Annotated in this window: 20 protein-coding genes and 1 pseudogene; 10 read left to right on the plus strand and 11 right to left on the minus strand. The window is 62.1% G+C overall.

What is annotated here, in order from left to right:
* Nucleotides 1–140: 140 nt before the first annotated feature.
* The 5 genes from N536_RS0111640 (at nucleotide 141) to N536_RS38170 (ending at nucleotide 6705) form a co-directional block, all read left to right on the plus strand.
* The gene (locus N536_RS0111640; RefSeq protein WP_029113762.1) at nucleotides 141–1850 is read left to right on the plus strand and encodes a choline dehydrogenase; all 1710 of its coding nucleotides are present in this window, start codon (nucleotides 141–143) and stop codon (nucleotides 1848–1850) included.
* A gap of 82 nt (nucleotides 1851–1932) precedes the next feature.
* On the plus strand, nucleotides 1933–3387 hold the full coding sequence (locus N536_RS38165) for an FAD-binding oxidoreductase (RefSeq protein WP_051574436.1): 1455 nt from the start codon (nucleotides 1933–1935) through the stop codon (nucleotides 3385–3387).
* Between the two features lie 11 nt (nucleotides 3388–3398).
* Nucleotides 3399–4433, plus strand: coding sequence for a phosphotransferase (locus tag N536_RS0111650; RefSeq protein WP_197040118.1), 1035 nt, complete (start codon nucleotides 3399–3401; stop codon nucleotides 4431–4433).
* A 20-nt stretch (nucleotides 4434–4453) separates the two neighbouring features.
* Nucleotides 4454–5776: an aspartate aminotransferase family protein gene (locus tag N536_RS0111655; RefSeq protein WP_231514500.1), complete on the plus strand. Its 1323-nt coding sequence runs from the start codon at nucleotides 4454–4456 to the stop codon at nucleotides 5774–5776.
* 233 nt (nucleotides 5777–6009) lie between these two features.
* Entirely contained in the window at nucleotides 6010–6705 is a 696-nt protein-coding gene (locus N536_RS38170; protein ID WP_051574437.1) for a GntR family transcriptional regulator, read from the plus strand.
* 85 nt (nucleotides 6706–6790) lie between these two features.
* On the opposite strand, the gene N536_RS0111665 is transcribed toward N536_RS38170, so the two are convergent.
* Nucleotides 6791–7627 (minus strand): MBL fold metallo-hydrolase, encoded by an 837-nt coding sequence (locus N536_RS0111665; protein ID WP_029113765.1) that lies wholly within the window; start codon nucleotides 7625–7627, stop codon nucleotides 6791–6793.
* Nucleotides 7624–8448 (minus strand): MBL fold metallo-hydrolase, encoded by an 825-nt coding sequence (locus N536_RS0111670; protein WP_029113766.1) that lies wholly within the window; start codon nucleotides 8446–8448, stop codon nucleotides 7624–7626. The genes N536_RS0111665 and N536_RS0111670 overlap by 4 nt, the downstream gene beginning before the upstream one ends.
* Before the next feature lie 214 nt (nucleotides 8449–8662).
* On the opposite strand from N536_RS0111670, the gene N536_RS0111675 reads away from it, so the two are divergent.
* Both N536_RS0111675 and N536_RS38175 read left to right on the plus strand, forming a co-directional pair.
* A complete protein-coding gene (locus N536_RS0111675) occupies nucleotides 8663–10066 on the plus strand; it encodes an aldehyde dehydrogenase family protein (RefSeq protein WP_029113767.1) in 1404 nt (467 codons plus the stop codon).
* Nucleotides 10067–10198: 132 nt separating this feature from the next.
* The gene (locus N536_RS38175) at nucleotides 10199–11170 is read left to right on the plus strand and encodes a D-2-hydroxyacid dehydrogenase (RefSeq protein WP_036436090.1); all 972 of its coding nucleotides are present in this window, start codon (nucleotides 10199–10201) and stop codon (nucleotides 11168–11170) included.
* A 624-nt stretch (nucleotides 11171–11794) separates the two neighbouring features.
* Here the strand turns inward: N536_RS38175 and N536_RS0111685 are convergent.
* The 3 genes from N536_RS0111685 to N536_RS0111700 form a co-directional block, all read right to left on the minus strand.
* Nucleotides 11795–13159 (minus strand): NAD-dependent succinate-semialdehyde dehydrogenase, encoded by a 1365-nt coding sequence (locus N536_RS0111685; protein ID WP_029113768.1) that lies wholly within the window; start codon nucleotides 13157–13159, stop codon nucleotides 11795–11797.
* A 904-nt stretch (nucleotides 13160–14063) separates the two neighbouring features.
* Entirely contained in the window at nucleotides 14064–14363 is a 300-nt protein-coding gene (locus N536_RS0111695) for a type II toxin-antitoxin system PemK/MazF family toxin (RefSeq protein WP_029113769.1), read from the minus strand.
* Nucleotides 14360–14596 (minus strand): YlcI/YnfO family protein, encoded by a 237-nt coding sequence (locus tag N536_RS0111700; RefSeq protein ID WP_029113770.1) that lies wholly within the window; start codon nucleotides 14594–14596, stop codon nucleotides 14360–14362. Before N536_RS0111700 ends, N536_RS0111695 begins: the two co-directional genes overlap by 4 nt.
* Nucleotides 14597–15052: 456 nt before the next feature.
* Between N536_RS0111700 and N536_RS0111705 the strand changes: the two genes are divergently transcribed.
* Entirely contained in the window at nucleotides 15053–15604 is a 552-nt protein-coding gene (locus N536_RS0111705) for a YaeQ family protein (protein WP_029113771.1), read from the plus strand.
* A 100-nt stretch (nucleotides 15605–15704) separates the two neighbouring features.
* Here N536_RS0111705 and N536_RS0111710 read toward each other — a convergent pair whose 3' ends face one another.
* The 3 genes from N536_RS0111710 to N536_RS0111725 form a co-directional block, all read right to left on the minus strand.
* Nucleotides 15705–15953 carry a DUF3297 family protein gene (locus N536_RS0111710; RefSeq protein ID WP_029113772.1) on the minus strand — a complete coding sequence of 83 codons (249 nt, stop codon included), beginning with the start codon at nucleotides 15951–15953 and terminating at the stop codon, nucleotides 15705–15707.
* Nucleotides 15954–16280: 327 nt separating this feature from the next.
* The gene (locus N536_RS0111720; protein ID WP_029113773.1) at nucleotides 16281–16883 is read right to left on the minus strand and encodes an LGFP repeat-containing protein; all 603 of its coding nucleotides are present in this window, start codon (nucleotides 16881–16883) and stop codon (nucleotides 16281–16283) included.
* Between the two features lie 140 nt (nucleotides 16884–17023).
* The gene (locus N536_RS0111725; protein WP_029113774.1) at nucleotides 17024–17452 is read right to left on the minus strand and encodes a cellulose-binding domain-containing protein; all 429 of its coding nucleotides are present in this window, start codon (nucleotides 17450–17452) and stop codon (nucleotides 17024–17026) included.
* A 322-nt stretch (nucleotides 17453–17774) separates the two neighbouring features.
* Here N536_RS0111725 and N536_RS0111730 point away from each other — a divergent pair, with 322 nt between their 5' ends.
* Together N536_RS0111730 and N536_RS0111735 are read left to right on the plus strand one after the other, a co-directional pair.
* Nucleotides 17775–18197 (plus strand): TIGR03618 family F420-dependent PPOX class oxidoreductase, encoded by a 423-nt coding sequence (locus N536_RS0111730; RefSeq protein ID WP_029113775.1) that lies wholly within the window; start codon nucleotides 17775–17777, stop codon nucleotides 18195–18197.
* 149 nt (nucleotides 18198–18346) lie between these two features.
* Nucleotides 18347–19504, plus strand: a complete 1158-nt coding sequence (locus tag N536_RS0111735) for a serine hydrolase domain-containing protein (protein ID WP_029113776.1) — start codon at nucleotides 18347–18349, stop codon at nucleotides 19502–19504.
* 109 nt (nucleotides 19505–19613) lie between these two features.
* On the opposite strand, the pseudogene N536_RS42155 reads toward N536_RS0111735, so the two are convergent.
* The 3 genes and pseudogenes from N536_RS42155 to N536_RS0111750 all read right to left on the minus strand — a co-directional run.
* Nucleotides 19614–19706: pseudogene (locus N536_RS42155) on the minus strand (dihydrofolate reductase); the annotation flags it as partial.
* Nucleotides 19707–19783: 77 nt separating this feature from the next.
* Nucleotides 19784–20104 (minus strand): hypothetical protein, encoded by a 321-nt coding sequence (locus N536_RS38180; RefSeq protein ID WP_051574438.1) that lies wholly within the window; start codon nucleotides 20102–20104, stop codon nucleotides 19784–19786.
* A gap of 437 nt (nucleotides 20105–20541) precedes the next feature.
* Entirely contained in the window at nucleotides 20542–21435 is an 894-nt protein-coding gene (locus N536_RS0111750; protein ID WP_029113777.1) for a helix-turn-helix transcriptional regulator, read from the minus strand.
* Between the last annotated feature and the right edge of the window lie 2 nt (nucleotides 21436–21437).

The following is a 21437-nucleotide window of genomic DNA, read 5'->3' on the forward strand; positions in this document are numbered from 1 at the left end:
TAGTGTTCACGTCAGATGTATCCCGGTAGGTGACCGTGGAATAGGCGTGTCTGGCTTCGGATTCGCGGCGCTAGGGGCCGGAACATCGATCACGCGGTCCGTCTTCCCCGGCGGTTGGCAAAGAGAAAGTAAAGGACGGCATGGCGATTAAGGCATACGATTACATCATCGTAGGTGGCGGCTCGGCGGGTTGTGCACTTGCCAACCGCTTGACATCCGACGGATCCGCCAACGTCCTCGTGATCGAGGCCGGACACCGCAGTTCGCGGTTCGATCTTCCGGTGCGAGTCCCCTCGGCATTTCTGTTCATGTTCGGAAAGTCGTTCTACGACTGGCAATTCAAGTCCGAGCCCGAGCCGCACCTGAACAACCGCCGCATCGAGCACTACCGCGGCAAGCTCATGGGCGGATCAAGCTCCATCAATGGCATGTTCTTCCAGCGCGGCAATGCGCTGAGCTTCGAGCAGTGGGGCGAGCTGCCGGGCATGGAGGCGTGGGACTACGCCGGCGTGCTGCCGTACTTCAAGCGCTGCGAGCGCTACACCTCGTCCAATGTCAACGACATCTACCGCGGACGATCAGGACCGATCCCGGTATCCGCCAGCCCGGCCGACGGTCCACTGTTCGGCGCGATGTTCGACGCTGTTCGCCAGGCAGGATATGAGGTGGTCGATGATGTCAACGGCTACCGGCAGGAGGGTTTCGCCCAGTTCAACCGCAACATCGAAGGCGGCGAACGGTATTCCTCGGCACGGGCCTACGTCGATCCCATCAGGGATCGAAAGAACCTCGAGGTCGTGACCGGTGCGCTGGTCACCCGTGTCATCTTCGAAGGCAAGAAGGCCGTGGGCGTCGAGTTGTCCTCCAAGCGTGGGGGCCGGCAGGTCGTGCGGGGTACCGAGACCATTCTCTGTGGAGGTGCGTTCAATTCTCCGCAGCTCCTGCAACTTTCGGGTGTCGGAAATGCCGGGGAGCTGAGCAAGCTGGGCATCAAGGTCGTGCACGACCTGCCAGGTGTTGGTGAGAATCTGCAGGACCACCTGGAGGCGTTCGTGATGTACGCCTGCGCCCAGCCGGTCTCGATAATGCCGTACCTCAAGCCGATCAACTGGCCGAGTGTCGGGCTCAAATGGATGTTCGGCCGCAAGGGAGTCGGTGCGACCAACCACTTCGAGGCCGGCGGCTTTGTTCGGTCGAACGACGACGTCGTTATGCCCAACCATATGATGACCATGCTGCCGGTCGGCGTCCGCAATGACGGCTCTCCCGCCCCGACGCCGCACGCATACCAGATCAACATTGCGCCACAGACGCCACAGTCGATCGGCCACGTCAAATTGCGGTCGGTAGACCCCACCGCCCACCCGGTGCTGAAGTTCAACTATCTATCTACCGAGCAGGATCGCAAGGAGTGGATCGAGGTCGTGCACATCGCGCGCGACATCCTCAACCAGCCGGCATTCGCACCGTTCAACGGTGGCGAGCTGTCACCAGGACCGGGTGTCATGACCGACGAGGAAATCCTTAAGTGGGTGGCCCAGGACGCCGAGACGTCCTACCACCCCTGCGGTACCGCGAAGATGGGCATAGGTGAGGACGCAGTGGTACACCCCGATACCATGCGTGTTCACGGTGTTGAGGGCCTGCGCGTAGTCGACGCATCGGTCATGCCGATCATGCCGAACGCGAATCTGTATGCGCCGGTGATGATGATCGCAGAAAAGGCCGCAGACCTGATCCTCGGCAACGAACCCCTTCCCAAGGAGCACGTTCCGTTCTACCGGCATCAGCCCGCCGCAAGAACGACACCCAACGGCGTTAGGCCCGCAGAGGCCGCCACGCGAAAGTAGTGCCTGCGATAGTCGCGAAGACCGGGGGCACGGGCTTCCGGTCATCGCACCTATTCACCCGACAACCAGGAAGTATCTGGAGATGAATAGCAAGACCGATTCCGTGCCGCTCAATGGCGCGGTGTACTGGCTGGACGAGGCGTTGGCCATCGAGGACCAGCCGGCGTGTCCGCCACTGGTCGGAGAGGTCACCGCAGATGTATGCATCGTCGGGGGCGGCTACTTAGGTCTGTGGACTGCGATCGAGATCCTGGAGCAGGCGCCCGATACCCGGGTCGTCCTAATCGAGGCCGACGGTTGTGGATTCGGAGCCAGCGGCCGAAACGGCGGCCAGACGACCGGTTGGCACGACGAGTTGGACGTGCTAATCCGCCTTTATGGTGTCGAGGAGGGGCTTCGCCTTGCGCAGCGGTCGTCTTGGGCCATCGATCGTGTCGTCGACTTCTGTGACCAGTATGAGATCGATGCCCATATTCGCCGGCACGGTATGACCAAGGCTGCTGTCAACAAGTACCAGATCGGCAAGTGGCGCAACGCTGTTCAAGCGTGTGACGACCATGGCCGCGGCGATCTTCTGGTTGAGGTCGACGGTCTCGAACTGCGTCGCCGCACCGGGTCTCCGTTGCCATTGTCTGGGGCTACGCAGACCGACGGCGCTACCCTGCAACCGGCGCTCCTGGCGCGTGGGCTGCGCCGTGTCGCCCTGCAGTTGGGTGCGAAGATCTATGAGGGCACGCCGATGGCGGGACTGAGCCGTTCACAGCCTGCCCAGGTGCGCACCACCGCAGGCTGTGTGACCGCGGATCAGGTCGTGCTCGCGATCGGGGCCTGGATGGGCCAGGTGCGTGAGCTGCGACGCGCCTTCGTCCCGATCGGAAGCTCGATCGTGGTGACCGAACCCCTGGGCAAGCGACTACTTGATCGTCCGTTCGCCAACGGCTCAGGCTTTGGAGACCAACGGCTTTCAGTGCATCACATGCAGGTAACGCCTGACGGTCGACTGATCTTCGGCCGCGGCGGGGGCCCGCTGGGACCCGCGGGCAAGATCACCCCTTCCGTTCTCTACGACCCCCGGTCGATGCGATCGATCGCCAAGGATCTGCGCCGTTGGTTCCCAGACCTGGCCGATGCGAAGATCACCCACGCCTGGAGTGGCGCCGTGGACCGTGCCCCTAGCCACCTCCCGTTCCTCGGGCACCTCGGCGACCACAGCAACATTCATTACGCAAGTGGCATCTCGGGCAACGGCGTGGCCCCGACGGCCTACCTTGGCCGCGTGCTGGGCCGGATGGTCCTGAACATGGAGGACGCAGACACCCGATCGCCGTTGACCCACGGACCCACAGAATACTTGCCGCCCGAGCCGTTCCGGTCTGTCGGTGGGGCCGTCGTACGGGCGATGGTGGAGCGCATCGAGAATCTTCAAGAGATGGGGCTCAGGCTCAATGTCAACAAGCCCATGAAGAAGCTGATCTCGACCACCACACCGCGCTTACTGGAACCGCGCCTTTGGGGTCGCGGCGATGCCAACCGCTGAGGAAGACCATCGTGAGCGTTGATCCTCTGACCGTGGCGTCGGCACAGGTGCCAGAGACCGAGGCCCAACGAATATCGGCCGAACACTTCGACATCCCTGGAAAGGCCTTCCGGCTCGCAGGAGAGAAAGACCAGATCTTTCGCATCGAGTCCGAGCGCGCAGGAGAGAGCTACTTCCTCAAAATTGCTCACGAAAGCGAGCCGGAAGCCGCTTACGGACTCGTCACCCGGGCATTGACGCATGTCGCCGATGCGTCACCTGCAGTGCCGGTGCCCCGCATCGTGCCCGACGTCAATGGCGCTGCACAACTTGCCGTTTCGGTCCTCGGTGGCCCGCTGCGGTGGACCAGGTTGACGACCTACATGCCCGGTCAACTGCTGAAGACGGTTGTTGTGACGCCAGTGATGCGACGCAACGTCGGCCGCGCTCTCGCGCAGTTGGCCGTGGCGTTGGAATCGTTCAATGATCCGGCCGCCGAACGACGAGTAGGCTGGGACATCGCCCATGCTGGCGACGCGTACCGAATGTTGGATGAGCTAGATGACATCGAAGACCGCGATCTGTTGCTTCGCATATTCGAGCACCACATGGCCGTCATTGGACGTCGAGTCGCTGAGCTCCGCCGTCAACCCGTTCACAACGACCTGAACACCGACAACATTCTGGTCGACCCCGAGAATGATCAGGTTTGCGGGCTGATCGACTTCGATGATCTGACTGTGTCGCAGGTCATCAACGATCTCGCAGTAGCCGCTGCCGGCCATATCGCGGATGATTCCGACCCACTGACGCCCGCACTGGAAGTGGCCCGCGGGTATCACAGCATTTCGCCGCTGGAACCCAGCGAGCTGGCGCTGTTACCGGCGCTGATGACGGTCCGGCTCGCAATGTATCTCGTGATCGGCAACTGGCGCGCTCGGCGTTTTCCTGAGAACCGCCAGTACATCCTGCGCAAAGCTCCGTTGGTGCGTGCGCAGATGCGCCGACTTACCGATGTGCCTGCGAGTGCCGCCATCGAACAAGCCATGCAAGTACGCAACCGCTGAAAAGGAAACTAATGTCTCCAATGAGTCTGATGCCGAACGGCTTTGATCCGGCAACCCTGAGCGATCTTGCCCCCGAGCTACAGGCGATGGTAAGTCGGCGTCAGGAGGTCCTGGGGCCAAGCATGAAGTTGTTCTATCGCAATCCCGTTGAGGTCGCTCGCGCGTCCGGGGTGTACCTGTATGACTCATACGGCAATACCTACCTCGACGCGTACAACAACGTCCCCTGCGTGGGGCACTGCCATCCGCATGTCGTTGAGGCGATTTCAAAGCAGGCGGGCATCCTCAACAGCAACACCCGTTACCTCACCACTCAGGTTCTCGACTACAGCGAGCGGTTGCTCGCCACCCACGCGGCGGGCTTGGACAAGATCATGTACGCATGCTCTGGCAGCGAGGCCAATGATCTGGCTATGCGCATCGCGCGGTACGCGACAGGAAACGAAGCGGTCATCGTGACCTCGAATGCCTACCACGGCATCACGGCGGCGATCGCCGAGATGTCGCCGAGCCTCGGTAGCAAGGTGCCGTTGGGTGCCCGGACTGTTCGGGTACCCGCACCACCCCAGGTCGCCGAAGGAGACCCCGTCGAGGCTGGCCGCCTATTTGCCGCGAACGTCGAAGCCGCCGTCGCACATATCGAGCGCCACGGGATGCGCCTGGCCGCCCTGATGGTCGATACCCTCTTCGCAAGTGACGGGTTGGCGCCGGAGCCTGCGGGCTTTCTTGCGCCCGCCGTCGACGTAGTGCACCGGGCCGGCGGACTCTTCATTGCCGACGAAGTGCAGGCTGGTTTCGCACGCAGTGGTGACGCCATGTGGGGCTACCAGCGTCACGGGATCACACCCGACATCGTCACCATGGGCAAGCCCATGGGCAACGGTCTGCCGATCTCGGCGGTTGTCGCGAACGACGCGCACTTGGAGCAGTTCGGCAAGGACATCCGCTATTTCAACACCTTCGCGGGAAATAGCGTATGCATCGCCGCTGCGGCCGCCACACTCGATGTCATCGAGAAGGAAGGGCTACTCGACAATTCGAAGAGGATCGGTGCCCAGATGCGTACCGGTCTGGCCGAGCTGTGCAAGACCTACCCGTTCCTGATCGAGGCGCGCGGCGCCGGCCTGTTCCTCGCAGCCGACCTCGTGGACCCAGAGACGGGTGCCCCGGATGGTGATCGGGCCCTTGAGGTCGTCAACGGGCTGCGCGAGCGCCGGATCCTGGTGAGTGCCTCCGGTGTGAACGAGAACGGGCTGAAGGTCCGGCCACCGCTACCCTTCACGGCAAAGGACGCCGACTTCTTCTTGACAGAACTTGACGGGGTGCTCGCCGCACTGGCATAGGTCCTCTGGCAGCAGAATTGGTCGCCCGGGGGACCAATTCTGTCTGTGGGTAACGCGGACCGCGTCGTCGGGATCCTCCCGGCCGGTCTGGAGTGGCGTATATGTCGCGTGGCGTCTATGTCGCTTGTCGACAGTTGACTATACTTAGAGCCCTGTACACCAGGGCAGCTCACACGTCGGCCGACGCTCAATGCTCCGGAGTTTTTGCACAGGCGAAGGAGAGCGCGTACGTAATGGCATTCGACAATGTTCCGTCGATCTCGCTGTCGACGGCCCCGGCCCGGATCGCGGACATTCTCAGGTCTTCCATCCTGGACGGCAGTTTCGCGCCGGGCTCTCAGCTGACCGAAGCCCAACTTGCAGAACGCCTGGACGTCAGCCGGGGCCCCGTGCGAGAAGCCATGCAGCGGCTCGTGCAGGAGGGCCTGCTCTCGACGAGGCCCCACCACGGTATGTTCGTGGTGGAGTTGGGCGCATCAGACGTTCCGGACGTCTACCTTGCGCGTCGAGCGATCGAGAGTACGGCCGCCGTGCGGGTGATGGCACGCTCAGACAAGGCAAAGGCGTTGAAGGCCCTGGAGGCAGCGCTGACTGACCTTCGCAAAGCGATTACCAGCGGAGATTGGCGCGGCATCGTGTCGACAGATCTGCGGTTCCACGAACTCTTGGTCGCCGAGGCCGGTAGCGAACGACTCAGTCGGATGTTCCGTACCCTCACCGCCGAAACGCAACTCTGCATGGCCGCGTTCCTGGAGGTTCGACTGGAATGGACCAAGGGCCTCGTGAAGGAATACAAGGAACTGCTTGCCGCGATGAAACGCGGTGACACGACCGGCGCACTGACTTGCATCGACCGACATTTCGAACTCGACGAGACACTGAGGTACTACGGAGACGTCGATTCCCATCTGCGGCACACCGACGCGTAGTTCACGGAGGCCGGCGCCCGAAAACGTGCTGCCTCCCGTGAGCACGTTCTCGGGTCCGCCGGTGGTGACCTGTTGGACCGCTGCGTTACTGCATCGTGAACTGCTTGGCCAACTTCCGCATGCCGTCCTTGACCTTCGGCAGGGTGATCTCCGGATCGGAAATGCTGCTGCCGTGAGCACCGCAGACCAATTTGGTCGGATACTCAACGTCCAGCATGTGGTTGAGCTGAGCGATCTTGGGCTCCACGCTCTTGAGGCGTGACCAGTAGAGGGCGTACTCCAAGAAGATGCCGGTGAGTTCGGCGATCGGCAGGTCCGGGATCTCCTCGGCGAACTTTCCGCAGTGCTCCTCGCCGTGGTAGTGGCCGAATCCCATACCGTCGCTGGAAAAGAGCACCTGCTCCTGCACGTCGTAACCCCACAGCGTGTTCAGCAAGTCACGGAACACCGCCTCGACGAACTTGAACTCGCGATTGCCCAGATTGATCGAGTCTCCTGCCTCCTTGTGCATCAGGCGGTGCTCGTGCTGCGGGAAGATCAGGTGCTGATCGCGCATGTCTCCGACCGCGACAGCGTCTGGGTAGCGCTCGAGCAGCCGACCGAGATTACCGGAGTGGGTCACCTCCGGATGGGTCGGGAACACGTACTTCAGCGGGGCCAGGCCCTTGCCGACGAGCAACTCGTCGAGCTGCTTCTTCTCGACCTCCCAGTCTTTCGGGTGGCCGGTGTCGACGAGAAGGCTCGCGTCGTCACCGGACACCAGGAAGATTGCGGTGTAGGAGTGTTCGAGTTTTTCCTGTCCGGGCCACAGCATGCAGTCGCCAAGCCAGTGCACCCCGGGTGCGATCTGGCGGGGAAGAATCTTGCCCGCGGTGTTGTCGGGATCGTCGACGACACCGAACTGGTTGATGATCGCGGTCATAGGATGTCCTCCATTTCCTTCAGCTGGCCCAAAGCGTTGTCGACCAGTTCGTGGTGGCGTTCGACGGTGTCGCGCCCTTGCAACACGCATCCGATGGTTGGGGCAATCGTCGTGATGTCGTGATTGGTGAAGACATCGTCGAGGAAGGCTCGCAAGGGGTCGGTGAATGCTGCGGCCAGCCAGTCGTACTTGGTCAGCAACTGAGCCTTGACATCGTCGGCAGTGGTGGTGTCGTTCTCCGCCGTGAGGACCTGGACGCCGGGCTTCGGTGCCATTCCGTGTGAAAAGGCATCCGAGGTGAAAAGGATGCCTGTCGCGGGATCGAACACCCACGCGCACGCCAGCAACTTCAGGCGTGCATCGATCAGTTCCACGGGTCGGCCCGGGACGGGCTCGATGGTGGTGCCCTTCTTGTACACCCGGGGCTCGAAGTCAGGCACGCCGTCTTCGTCGCGGAACGTCGTCCAGTCCTGCGGCGGGAAGAACAGTTCGGCGTAAACGGCGTCGACGTTGAAGTTCCGAAGCAGGTGTTCGGTGTTACCCATGCTGTCGAACTCGACGGGGCGCGTCATGAGGATGGTCAGGCTGTCCAGCTCCAGATCTTGGAGTTGGCCAACGATCGAGTCGCCCATGACGGGCATCGAGGTGTCGACCATGATCCCGCGACTGCCCTGTTTGAGGACATAGGCGTTCAGCGCGGCCGAGCCCTTGGTGTCGGGTGGTATCCAGCTGATCCGGTTTTCGTGTTCGACGGTGCCGCCTAGTACATAGGCCTTGCCCTCGACCAAGGCGGCAGGGGAGGGGGCTGTGTGCAACTTCATACCGGCGACGCTAGAACCAAGGGTCCAGTATTGTCAACAATGTACATTCTACCGTCAGTGACGTTAACCGTAGGTGACGTGTTTTCAGCAGCCGCGCCGTCCGGGCATTGCGTCGAGACATCGACTGTTGTAGATTGTTGACAATTATCGTAGTAACTACTCGGCATGGTCGCCCATGGCTGTGTGGATGAAACAAGCCCAAGGAAGTTGATCGATGACTGATACCGCAGTAGCTCCGACTCAGGCGGACGCGACGTTCGAGGTCGTCAATCCTGCCGATGGCACATCGCTTGCAGTGCTGCCGATGGATACCGATATCGATGCGGCAGTAGCGGCGGCGGCAGCGGCGCTGCCAGCATGGTCAGCCCTCACCCCGGGCGAGCGCAGCTCTTATCTGCTGCAGATCGCCGATCGGCTCGAAGAATATGGCGACGAGCTGGCCGAACTGGAGTCCCGCAACGTCGGTAAGCCGTTAAGTCATGCACGTGAAGAGATTTCACCGTCCGCGGATGCTATGCGGTGGGCCGCTGGCGCTGCTCGGTCGGCACACGGCCTGAACGCCGGAGAGTACGCACCGGGGATTCTGTCCTACGCGCTGCGTGAGCCGATCGGCGTCGTCGGTCTGATTACACCGTGGAACTTTCCGCTCTTGGAGGCGATCTTCAAGCTCGCCCCGGCGTTGGCGGCGGGGAACACTGTGGTGCTCAAGCCCTCGGAGTTGACACCGCTGACCACAATCCGTTTCGCCGAACTGGTCGCAGACATTCTGCCCACCGGCGTCCTCACGGTCGTGCTCGGAGACGGTCGGGTGGGTGCCACGTTGGTCAGCCATCCGGGCGTCGGGTTGGTGTCGCTCACCGGCGATGTGTCCACAGGCATGAAGGTGGCGGCAAATGCCGCCTCGGGACTCAAGCGCGTACACCTCGAACTCGGCGGCAAGGCACCAGTTTTGGTCTTCGACGACGCGGATCTCGAAGCCACGGTGGCGGCTCTGGTCGCTTGCGGATTCGGCAATGCCGGCCAGGACTGCTGTGCCGCATGTCGAGTCATCGTTTCCGACGCGGTCTATGACGACTTCGTCGACGCCTATGTCAGACGAATCGCAAATGTCGTTGTTGGTGATCCGTCGGACGACGCAACCGTCATGGGGCCGGTGGTATCGGCCAAGCAACTCGAACGTGTCATCGGTTTCGTCGATCGCGCGCGTGCGGATGGCGCGACGGTGCGCTGCGGCGGCGCCCGAGTAGATCGTGACGGGTACTTCTACGCGCCTACGGTAATCACCGACGTCGACCAAAGCTCCGAGATCATTCAGAAAGAAGTCTTCGGGCCTGTCGTCACCATCCAGCGCGCTGCGGATGACGACCAAATGCTGCAGATGGCCAACGACGTCGTCTACGGGCTAGCGGCCAGTATCTGGACGAAGGATCTGGACCGCACGCAACGGATGACCGCGGCATTGGCTTTCGGCACGGTCTGGGTGAATCACCACCAGAACACGGTTCCCGAAATGCCTTTCGGCGGCTACGGCCATTCCGGCTATGGGAAGACCCTTTCGTCGATCTCGCTCGACGACTTCAGCAACGTCAAGCACGTCATGGTGAAGCCGAAGGCCTGATCTGCGAAAGTAACCGGCAACCGATGGGCTCCCTGCAAAGGGTGTCACCCGTAGTTTCGGGTCGATCCCTAACATCTCGGCCGCTTGGGTAGAAGCCTGATTCGATATCGACAATAAGCGATTGGATCCAATATGAGTCGTCCCAATGTCGCAGTCATCCGCCTTGAAGGCTCGGTGTTGCCACCAGCGTTTGCTGCGCTGGAGGCGAAAGCGAACATTTTCGACGTGTCCGACGAGAGAGGGCTGCGAGAGGCGGGCCAAAAGGCCGAGATCGCATTCATCTGGGATTTCAAGAGTGACCTCCTGCGAAAGTTCGGACCGGGAGACCTGCGCTGGATCCACACCAACAGCGTCGGCTTGGATGCTCTGCTAACCACCGAGATCGTGGACTCTGCAGTCACGATCACCAACACGCGTGGTGTGTTCGAACCGCCCATGGCGGAATGGGTACTCGCTGCGCAGCTGTACTTCGCCAAAGACCTCCGGCGTTCTGTCGAGTCCCAACGGGCCGCCCTATGGGACCATCGGGCCGTCGGAATGATTCGCGGTCGGCGCGTGCTATTGCTCGGACCTGGTGGTGTTGGGCGAGAGATCGCCTTGCTACTTCGCGCGGTGGGCATGGTGGTTGAAATCGTCGGTCGCTCCGCGCGTGAGGACGCTGAGTTGGGGCCGATTCACGCGCTGTCCGATCTGCAATCCTTGTTGCCCCACGCCGATGACGTCGTCGTGGCGCTGCCGCTGACGCCGGAGACTAGCGGAGTCGTCGATGCTCAGTTCCTGGCGGGTATGAAGCCGGGATCGCGGCTGTTCAATGTCGGTCGCGGCCCCCTGGTGGACGAGGATGCGCTATTGGCGAGCCTGCGGTCCGGGCATATCGCCGCGGCCGGACTCGATGTCTTCGTGCAGGAACCGCTGGCGGCCGATTCTCCGTTCTGGGGAATGGAGAATGTGCTGGTCTCGCCGCACATGTCCGGCGATGTCATTGGATGGCAAGATAGTTCGGTTGCGCTCTTCCTTGACAATCTCGACCGCTGGCGTCGGGGGGCTCCGATGCTGAACGTCGTGGACAAGCGCAACCTGCCGGTCACTACGACGACTTCTTGACCGTCGTAGCGCGGCGGCCTTGGTGCGGATCTAGAACCATTGTCGTGTCTTGATGAAGGCTCTCGCGGTGCACGACATGCCCCGACCGTGGTGGCCCGAAATGAGAAGAATTTGGTTCGACAAGGCCTGCGGCACGAATCCGCCCTCGGTACAACGACCATTGAGTTAGACCGTGAGGACATCGCCAATTCCTACCTGTCCGCGATGGTCGTGTTAAGCCCTTGCGGTGGAACGGGGTGGTTGGACCGGCACCGTCGCGACAGACGAGCACCTTCGCGAGGTTGAGCTGTTCGCACATCGACATGCCCGATCCACAAGGCATCGCCATCCACGAATTAAGCTATGCACCAAAAGTGTTCGCTGGATGGGTACGAAGAACCCAAGAAAGTAGCTCGCTTCTGGCGCCGGTGACGAGGCTCGTCGCCGTACTCTGTGGGAACCGGGATGAGACGGCTCCACCGCTCGGGGTGGACGGTGTGTCTGGACGACTCGCCGAACTTCTGCCGCGATGCCGGGCACGACAGGCCACGGCCGAGCGGACGCTCGGAAACTGCTGAGGAGCACCGTAAGGAGCCACCCAGGACGGGTGGCTCCCCACGATGATCCTGGTGCCAGACCTATGAACTAGCCGACGCGGATGAGTTTCTTGTTGACGAACTCCTCGGCGCCCAGCCGGCCCAGCTCGCGACCGAAACCGGACTTCTTGACGCCACCGAACGGCACCTCCGGGCCCTCACCATCGGTGGTGTTGATGAAGACCATCCCGGCCTCGATCTGATCGGCCACCCGCTGCGCCTGCTCGGCGTCAGTGCTGAAAACATAAGAGCCCAGTCCGAATTCGGTCGCGTTTGCCAACTCGATGGCCTCCGCCTCGGAACCCGCCCGGTAGACCTGAGCCACTGGACCGAAGAATTCTTGGCCGAAAGCATCGGACTCCGGGGTGATATCTGTCAATACGGTCGGTGCGAAGAAGGTGCCCTGCCGGGTGCCCCCGAGTACCAACGTGGCTCCCTGATCGACGGCCTTCTTAACCTGCGCCTCCAGGCGTTCGGCCGCGCGGGCGGACGACAGCGGGCCGGTGGTGGTGTCCGCGCTCCGCGGATCGCCGGGTGCGCGATCGGCCATTTTCGCTGCGAACTTCGTGACGAAATCGTCGTAGAGCCCATCGGCCACGATGAAGCGTTTGGCAGCGTTGCACGCCTGACCCGCGTTGCCCATCCGCGCACCCACTGCACTTCCGACGATCCCGTCCAAGTCATCGGTCGACAGAAGGATGAACGGATCGGAACCGCCGAGCTCGAGTACGACCTTCTTGAGGTGACGGCCGGCGAGCTCGGCGACTGCGGAGCCGGCTGCATCTGAACCGGTCAGCGATACACCGCGAACCCGCGGGTCGGCGATGACGGACTCAACTTGCTCATTAGTCGCCAGGACACTGATGTAGGCGTCGGCCGGGACACCGGCCTCGTGGAAGATCTTCTCCATCGCAGCCGCCGATTCCGGACACTGCGGAGCTGGCTTGAGCAGCACGGTGTTACCGACCAAGAGGTTGGGTCCACCGAATCGAGAAACCTGGTAGTACGGGTAGTTCCACGGCATGATGCCCAGCACCACGCCGATCGGGGACCGCCGGATAACAGCAGAACCGTTGCCCCCCAATAGCTCAATAGGTTCATCGGCGAGAAGAGAGTCAGCGATGTTCGCGTAATAGCGGTAGATGGATGCGGTGAACTTGGCCTCGCCGATCGCCGATGTGATGGGCTTACCCATTTCCCGGGTAATGATCGCGCCCAGCTCGTCGGCGCGCTCCTCGTACAGGTCGGCGACCTTGCCGATGATGGCAGCGCGTTCGGCAACCGGCCGGGTCTTCCAGCTGCGCTGCGCCTCGTCGGCGCGGCCGATCGCGCCAGCGATCTCGGCATCGGTGATGTTCGGATATTCCGCCACGGTCTTACCGGTCGCGGGGTTGATCACTGCGTAGGTAGCCATAGAAATTGTTCGTTCCCTTCTGACACAAGACGTGATAAGCCTCACGAAGCGCCTACACTATCGTAGATTGTTAACAATAGGCACGTCGGGTGGGCTGAACGTTCAGCACAGTGTGGCCCACATGCCGGCGTCGGTGACGACCGTTCGGCTGCGGAGCAGGGACACTTTGTCGGAGGCTAGGAAGTCGGCCGACGCGGCGCAGACGTACTGAAGGCCAATCTCAAGCAGGGCGCGGACGCGCAAACCTGTCTGTTGATAGGCACGTCTTGTTGGAGGAAACGTTCGGTGAACGTGACGATGTTGGGATACCAGGTGGCGAGATCTTTAGCAGCGTAGGGCGGTTTGTCGGCGTGGATGCCTAGCGGCGGGCTGCGATCTGCGGTCGGAGATCACCAGGCGTTGGTTGGCGGTCAGGACGTCGCCACAACCTGTGGCGATCATTGAGGAACTCGGCGAACCAGTCGGGATGCGAGACGACGTCCTGGGAGGCGGCTGCACCACGTGGTTACGTCACAGTGACGAATTGGGTTCTGCGTGCAGGGTTTCGCGATCGGGAGTGTCCGCCGGTGTCAGGTAGTTCTAGACCGTCAATCGTCCGGTCCGGCGCTGTCGGGTAGTCGCGGATTCAGGCCCAGTGCCATGCGTTCGCCGGCCGAAACAACCGCAGGTGCACCTCGGCGGGTGGCACTGTCAGATAGTTCTGGAACGCAATGCGAGAAGTCGGACAGCCCTAGATTTCTCGGGATTACTCTCAACTGGTTCCGGATCGGACATCAATTGCCTTGCGGCACTGCAACGGCTACTCACCAGGCAGCGCGATCTTGTGCCGATAACCTACACTATGTCAAGTAAAATACGCCGTGTTCATCAGGTGAATCAAGACGGCCTGCTGCGTAATCCCCTGTCAATCGAGATCGAACGCGTGGTGGATCGCCGTTGTTAGCAATTCCTCTTGATCAGGAAGAAAGAACCCGATCTGACGACCCAGTGCCGCAACCGGGATCGTGACAATGTTGTCGACGCTGACGACGGAATTTTTCTCGAGCCCGTTACGCACACCTACTGGAACTTCGGTCGACAAGCCGCGAACTGTTCCGGTGATCGGTGCCACGGTGACCCTGGTTAGGTGAGGCCGTACGAGCTCCCGAGTCAGGATCAGAACCGGCCGAGCCTTATCAAGCTGGGCGACGTGAATTGGTCTCAATCGATATCCAGTTCGAAGGCGGAGGCATGAGCAGCGAGTGCATCCAAGTCATCGTTTGCGGTGGTCCGCTCGGCGAGAATCGCCGCATCGCGGGCAGCGATCAGCCGCCGACGCTCGCGTTCGAGCGCTTTGAGTACAAATGATGCGCGGCTCTCGACGTGCCGCTGGTCCACTTCCCTGTCAATGAAATCGACGACTTCATCCGGAAGCCGAACGGCGATCTGCTTGCTCATAGCGGAATGGTACCAATGTGGGATGCTAAACGCTACCGTACATGCAGAATGCGTGGATGCCTTCAGCAAACAAACTTGTGCCAGAACCAATCGCGAAGACATGTCAATTGATCGCGCCGCAGTGGTCCCGGCAATAGCGACGTCTCCACCTCAACGAACGCAAGGGGTTTCGCGTTGTCGGCCAAGGCAATGGTCCCCTAGGGCTCGCATTGGTGCTGTCTCCAAGATCTGTGCTCAACCATTACTAGATGGTGTCGCGCTGCCGTCTCATTTCTAGAGAAACGAGACAGGCGCCGGCACACGACTCCCCTGCTGCAAAATCGCAGCTCGAACCGTGTCATACCGTCTCGAATCCATCGGCTACCGGGCCGACTCGATCCGGCGGCCAGCGCGGTCGCCTGACCAGTCGAAGCGGCCTGACTATTCGCGGAACACCACCAGGGTGGACACTATGACGTGGCCCTTTCTGCAACAGTGTTCAAAGTCGAACTTGGTGTCTCCGATGTCGATCACGGTTACTACGCCGATCACGCGCTGACAATGGCCCGTCATCCCAGTGAGACCGATGAGCGGATGGTGGTGCGGTTGTTGGCTTTTGGGCTGCGCGCGCACCGGCTCAGCGACATCGACGGTGAGTTGGCGTTCGGGGCGGGGCTGTCCACCCCTGGCGTACCGGACTTGCGGCTCGCGGACTACACGGGCCGGATCTTGGAGTGGATCAACGTTGGCCAGCCCGATGATCGCGCCTTGACCAAGGCGGCCAGCCAGGCCGACCAGGTGCTGCTGTTCCCGTTCGCCGCCGGCGTGGGCACCTGGTGGCGCACCGTGGGACCCAAAGTGTCGGGGCTGCGGAACCTGTCGGTGGTGCAGATACCGCACGCACCGGTGCAGCAGCTAGCCCAGACTGTCGATCGTCGGGTCTCGGCGCAGGTGATGGTGATGGAGGGTCAGGTGACCATGACGGTGGGCGGTGTGGACGTCACCTTCACCCCCGAGCCATTGGAGTGAACGTCTGAGCCCGAGGTGCTACACCCACGAACTTGCGTTGCAGGACTGGCGCGGGACCATCGGCCTCGACCGGTGAAATTCCGGGCGTCCCCTATTCCGCTTAGCGGAAATAAGGTTCGACCGTGCCACTGAGCTTGACGACCATAGGATTTCCGCGGCGATCCTTCGCGGTCGGGACTTCAACACGCACCCAACCCTCGGCCACGTCGTATTCGTGAACATTGGTTTTCTCGACGCCATTGAACCGAATACCCACGTCGCGGCGAAGCACCTCTTCGCTGTAGAACGCGCTGCTCGGATCGATGGAGAGGTGATTCGGTGGAACGTCTGTGTTCTGATCCTCGGACATGATGGCCTTCGTTGAATGCTGCGTTAGGTGCTCGGATTGTTCTCAAGAATCTACGCGACCCTCCAGTAGCGGGTTGCGCGTAGGCCTAGTGGGCCACCCCATATTCATTCATCGAGCAAGGCCGAGGAATGCCATCATTGCCCGCTCGACCTCAACCAGTTGCTCCGCTGCTTCCACTAGCAGGCCGATAGCCGGGCGATCCTGGAACAAGTCCGTCAATACCGAGTGGTCCCCCAGTTTGGCTGATCTCGACTTGGTAAGTGCCCTAGGGATTTTCGCCAAATTGCATGCACGACGGCGGTTGCACGTAAACCTGCGCCGCGTTCATCAGAGCCCGGAAGGTACGACCTTGCCGTTGACGGTCACCTCGACCTGGTCGGTCTTCGGGTCGTACTCGATCTTGCCGTGTTCGAAGGTCGTGACGAGGAGATCGCCGACGGTGTTCTCGTCGCTGGTGGGCGCGCCCAGCGGACCCACTGAGCCGTTATCGCCGGTGACCGCAGGGACGCCCGCTGCGTCGCGCTGGACATTCCAGGCCTCGCGGATCTTGCCCCAGGTGATGCATCCAGGAGTGCCCGCTTCGTCGTTCTTAGCAGTGATCACGCCGCCCTGAAACTGCTGGAACACCACACCGCTCTCCCGCGCTCCCGCATTCCGGTCACCCGTCAGTGGCTTGCCGAGAGCTTTCCGTTGATACTCGGTTGCCGACGCGTACTTCGCCGCAATCGGACCGGTCAGCGTCACCTCGACGTCTCTCTCCCCGGTGAGCTTCACTTCGGTGGGCGGGGCTTCAGTTTCGGAGGTGGCGATCAACCCGACCTGCGGCGGCGCAGATGCGTCGACGCTCTTGTCATTGCTGCAGCCCGCGGTGATCAATGCGATGACGGCCATGCCGACGACTGCCGAGTGGCGGTATGTGATCGTCCTCATGGACTCACTCTCGCGCGTTCCATTGGCGTGGGTCAAATTTTCGGCTGAACCGCTCGCCCGGCCGGAACTATGACCGAATCGCTCAATTGGCATGCAGTGGGCGCGCATCGGAGTGGTCAAACCTAGGCGCACAAAAGCCTCTACGTGCAGGGGTATTGCCCGTTGAGCACACAATTCGACGGTGGTGTGTAGAAGCCGGTGACCACGCCTCTCAGACCACCTGTGGCCGAGCCGCCCGGCGCAATGATGCGATTCCACGTCGCAGGGGTGAGAACATAGTGCGTGCCGTGTTGCACGAGGGTGCTGCTCCACGTATGCGAGACGTATTCACCCGCCGGCAAGTCGAATTCGAGCCGCCAATCCGTCATCGCCGCCGTGCTCCCGTTGACGATGGTGAAGTGACCGATGAAACCGGTTTGCCACGTGGATGACACCGACAGCCTCGCCGCGGCGGCGGCCGCATGAGCCACCGGCGTGATCGCTAGTCCGGAGGTGACAATTATCAACGACGTGACTATTACGTGCATGGCCACCCGCCAGCGCGTCACACAATTGTCCAATCCGGCCACATCAGCCAACATTAAAGCCATGCAGTCGATATCGACCCTCGCATCGCGGGTTGACTGCGGTTCCTTTGCTCGATTGAAACCGCCGCGACATCATCGAATATGACGACATACCAGTACGGCCGGATTGCACTGAATCCCAGCCCCATTCGGGCTTCGATAACGCCGTTGCCCTGAGGGCATGACTCCCCCCCGATCCGATCGGCGCAATGCCGGGAACTGTCTTCGTTGATTCCGGTCGTCGGATTCCGACTGCACCGTTCGTCGGACTTAGTAGAGGGTGGAGCATCGGTTCCGCTCGTCATCAAGGACGGACAGTCGCATCATGAGACTCAACGACATGGCACGCCAACTCATCGGTTCCAACCCCGCAACGCTGGTCACCGTCAACCGGGACGGCAGCCCGCAAATCAGCCTGGTCTGGGTGAGGGTGCGGACTCTGGCCGACGGCAGCGATGCGCTAATCAGCGCTCATCTGCTGGAGCATCAGAAGATCCGCAACGTTCGGCGCGACCCCCGCGTGGCGGTCACTATCGTCTCCACTGACCGCAGCGGGCCGCAGACACCCTATCTGTCGATCAAGGGCACGGCCCGAATCGAGGAGGGCGGTGCTCCCGAACTGCTCGACGAGATCGCTACGTCGATATTCGGCCCCGGCACAGGTTTCCCGCCGCCCGATGCACCGCCCGGGTACCTGACTCACATCACGATCGACACGATTGGCGGCGTGGGATCGTGGGTGTCCTGAGCATCCCCGCCAAGCGCCTCTACGAACGCAAGGGGTTTCGCGTTGTCGGCCAAGGCAATGGCCCCCTAGGGCTCGCATTGGTCAAAGCCCTTCGATGAAGTGCCCAGATCCACACTCGACCAATACTAGAACGTGTTCTAATTCGATCTATGCCCAGTTCAGTGGCGGGGCACGCTGACCCCGCGTTTGCGGAAGTGAAGGCCGTCTTTGAAGCAGGTTTAGCCAACGGCGACGACCTCGGGGCCGCGGTGGCGGTATTCGTCGACGGTCGTGCCGTGGTGGATCTTTGGGGAGGCATCGCCGATAGACGGACCGGACGTCCATGGACGCGCGACACCGCTTGTCCGACCTTCTCCTGCACCAAGGGTGTGACGGCGACCGCGGCCCTCGTGGTCGCCCAGCAGCGCGGCCATGGTGCCGACGAACCAGTGAGCGCCTGGTGGCCGGAATTCGGACAACACGACAAGCACGAGACCACGCTGAGCGATCTGATGGCCCACCGCGCCGGGTTGCCCGTCTTGGAGCGCCCGGTTTCGGTGGCCGAAGCAGCGGATCCCGCGGCGATGGCCGAGCTGTTGGCGAGCCAATGCCCGCTCTGGCAGCCCGGGACCGAACATGGTTATCACGCTTTGACTTTCGGATGGCTGGTCGGCGAATTCGTACGCCGCCACACGGGTATGACAGTCGGCGAGTTCACCCGGCGCCAATTGGGTGATCGGCTGCTCATCGGCGCTTCGGGCGCGGCGGTGCGCGAGGCTGCCCGGATCAGCTCCCCACCCCCCGAGCAACGGGTCTGGAGCGCCGAGAACGCGCCGCCGATACCGGACGACACGGTCACCGAGATGGTGGCCGCAATGGCCGATCCAGAATCGCTGTTTATCAAAGCGTCATCGAATCCCGTTGCATCCTATAATGATCCAGAAGTACTAGCGGCCGGCTGGCCCGCAGCTGGCCTAGTCGCTACCGCTTGTGATCTGGCCAAATTCTATGGCGACCTGATCGGCGGAACCCTGGTTGCCCCGGATCTTCTGCGCGAAGCGATAACAGAACGCGTACGCGGCCGCGACCGGGTGCTGCGCTTGGAAAGCGCATTCGGCCTCGGCTACATGCTGCCGTCGCAGAACTTCGTGGTGCCCGAACCTGCGCGCCGGACTGTTTTCGGTCACCCCGGGGCCGGTGGCTCGGTGGGACTGGCAGATCTCGAACACAAGGTCGCTTTCGCCTTCGTGCCCAACCTGCGCCGCGACTGGCTGGCCGGCGATCGCCGTGCCTATCGGCTCATCGCCGCGGTGTACGACGCGCTGTGACACCGCGACGCAACTGACGCGCGGTGCTCCATCCCCGTACCGCCTCTCCCCCAAAAACCAATCGGGGTCAACTGCGCACCCGATAGCGCAGGCGAAGCACCCGGTTGCCCTAAATCACCACGTCAGGATTTTCGAGCAGGTGCTGTGCGTCGACCGATCCGACGTAGCGCTTGCCGGACCCGAACACGACTGGTACGGCGTCGCGGTCGGATCGTCGCTACCGCCGCGATGGCTGGTCGCGGGGCGTCGCAGCGGTGTGCTGACCTTGCGCACGTTGACTCAGTAGAGGCCCGGAACGGGCGACGGCTCGCCCTCCATGATTCGCCACCCCACTTCGACCTGCCCGTCGGTCGAGCCGGTGTGACCGGCGAAACCGTAGTACCAGGTGTGGCAGACGTTCATGTCCCACTTGACGTTCGGTTGCATACCGGAGCCGCCGACCGGCAATGGCTGTCCGGGGCACCACACCTGGCTGCACTCGCTCAGCGCGTTGCACCTGGCTTCGGCGATGCCGGGAGTCAGCGCGACGCCGGTGAGGGCGAGGCTGCCCGCGAGCACGGCGCTTGCGAGCAACCGGGTGCCCTTCTTGTGACTGGTCATGTTCGTCCTTCCCTGTGTTGCGCCACACCGTGTGGCGTCGTTCAGACAAGCTGACCCGACCTGCTCGGCTACCGATCCCAAAAATAGTGGCCAGAACCCCCGCCAACGGCGGCAGCCGTGGCCAGTAGCGGATTGGCCGTCCTCTGCGGTCCCCGGGAGCCCGTACCGGGAGAACTACTGCGCATTGACACGGAAAGGTCCTTTGCATTCAGCCGACTGCAGAGAAAGTGTGCTCTGTCGTGGCTCTGCGCATGAGGCGTTTACCGCATATTGCACCCCATTGGGCCGGGACGACCCAGGCTTCTGCGAAGTGGCCGGAGCCGGGTTGACGCGTTCCCCGAGACAGTGATCACTGGCCGCCTGTAGCGCTCCTCCTATCGCCGCCGGGACGCAGCCGCAGCCAATGCTTCGCTGACGCGGACGGACTGAAGGGTGGGCTATCCGCTGGCGGCATGAAGCTCGGTCGTCAACGTTTCCTGGCTCGCCCACGACGCCAACAGGGCCAGACTGCCAGCGGCCGGGCCGCCCGCCGGTGCGGTGTAAACATTCAACTGCAGGCCAGGGTCGGTGGGCAGATCCATGGACTCGAAGTTCAAGTCGAGCAGTCCCACCACCGGATGATTCACCCGCTTGCTCCCGTTTCCGTGCAGCCGCACGTCCTGAGATGCCCACTGCTGCCGGAACAGCTCACTGCCCGCTGATAATTCGCTCACCAAGGCGATGAGCTCCTCATCATGGGGACTACGGCCCAATTCCATGCGCAACATCGCGGCCGCATTTCGCGCCGCATGGTCGTAGTCGACGAAGAACGTCTCGGCCTCGCTGGGATGCAAGTACACGAACCGCACTGTGTTGGCGGGCCGTCGCGGATCGGCCAGCATCGGGGAAAAGAGTGCCCGGCCAAGGTGATTCGTGGCGAGCACGTCATGGCGCCCATTGCGGATCAACGCCGGCGCCCCGGTCATGGCGTCCAGCATCTCTTGCAGAGCGGGACGCACCGTTGCGGCAGGTTTGCTGTGCCGTCGACTAGCGGGCGCACCGGACTGGCGTGCGAGATGAAACAAGTGATCGCGCTCCGCTTCGCTGAGCTGTAAGGCCGTGGCTAGCGCGTCGAGCACGCCCTCCGAGGTGCCAGCCAGACTGCCGCGCTCGATGCGCACGTAATACTCGACCGATATCCCGGCGAGTAGCGCTACCTCCTCTCGACGCAGCCCCTTGACCCGACGATTGCCCCCGTAGGCGGGCAGGCCAGCCATCTCAGGCGCGATGCGGGCGCGACGCGACCGCAGAAATTCTTGAATCTCGGTGCGCAGATCAAGCACGGCGTCCATCC

It is taken from the genome of Mycobacterium sp. URHB0044 (assembly GCF_000620625.1).
Taxonomy (GTDB): domain Bacteria; phylum Actinomycetota; class Actinomycetes; order Mycobacteriales; family Mycobacteriaceae; genus Mycobacterium.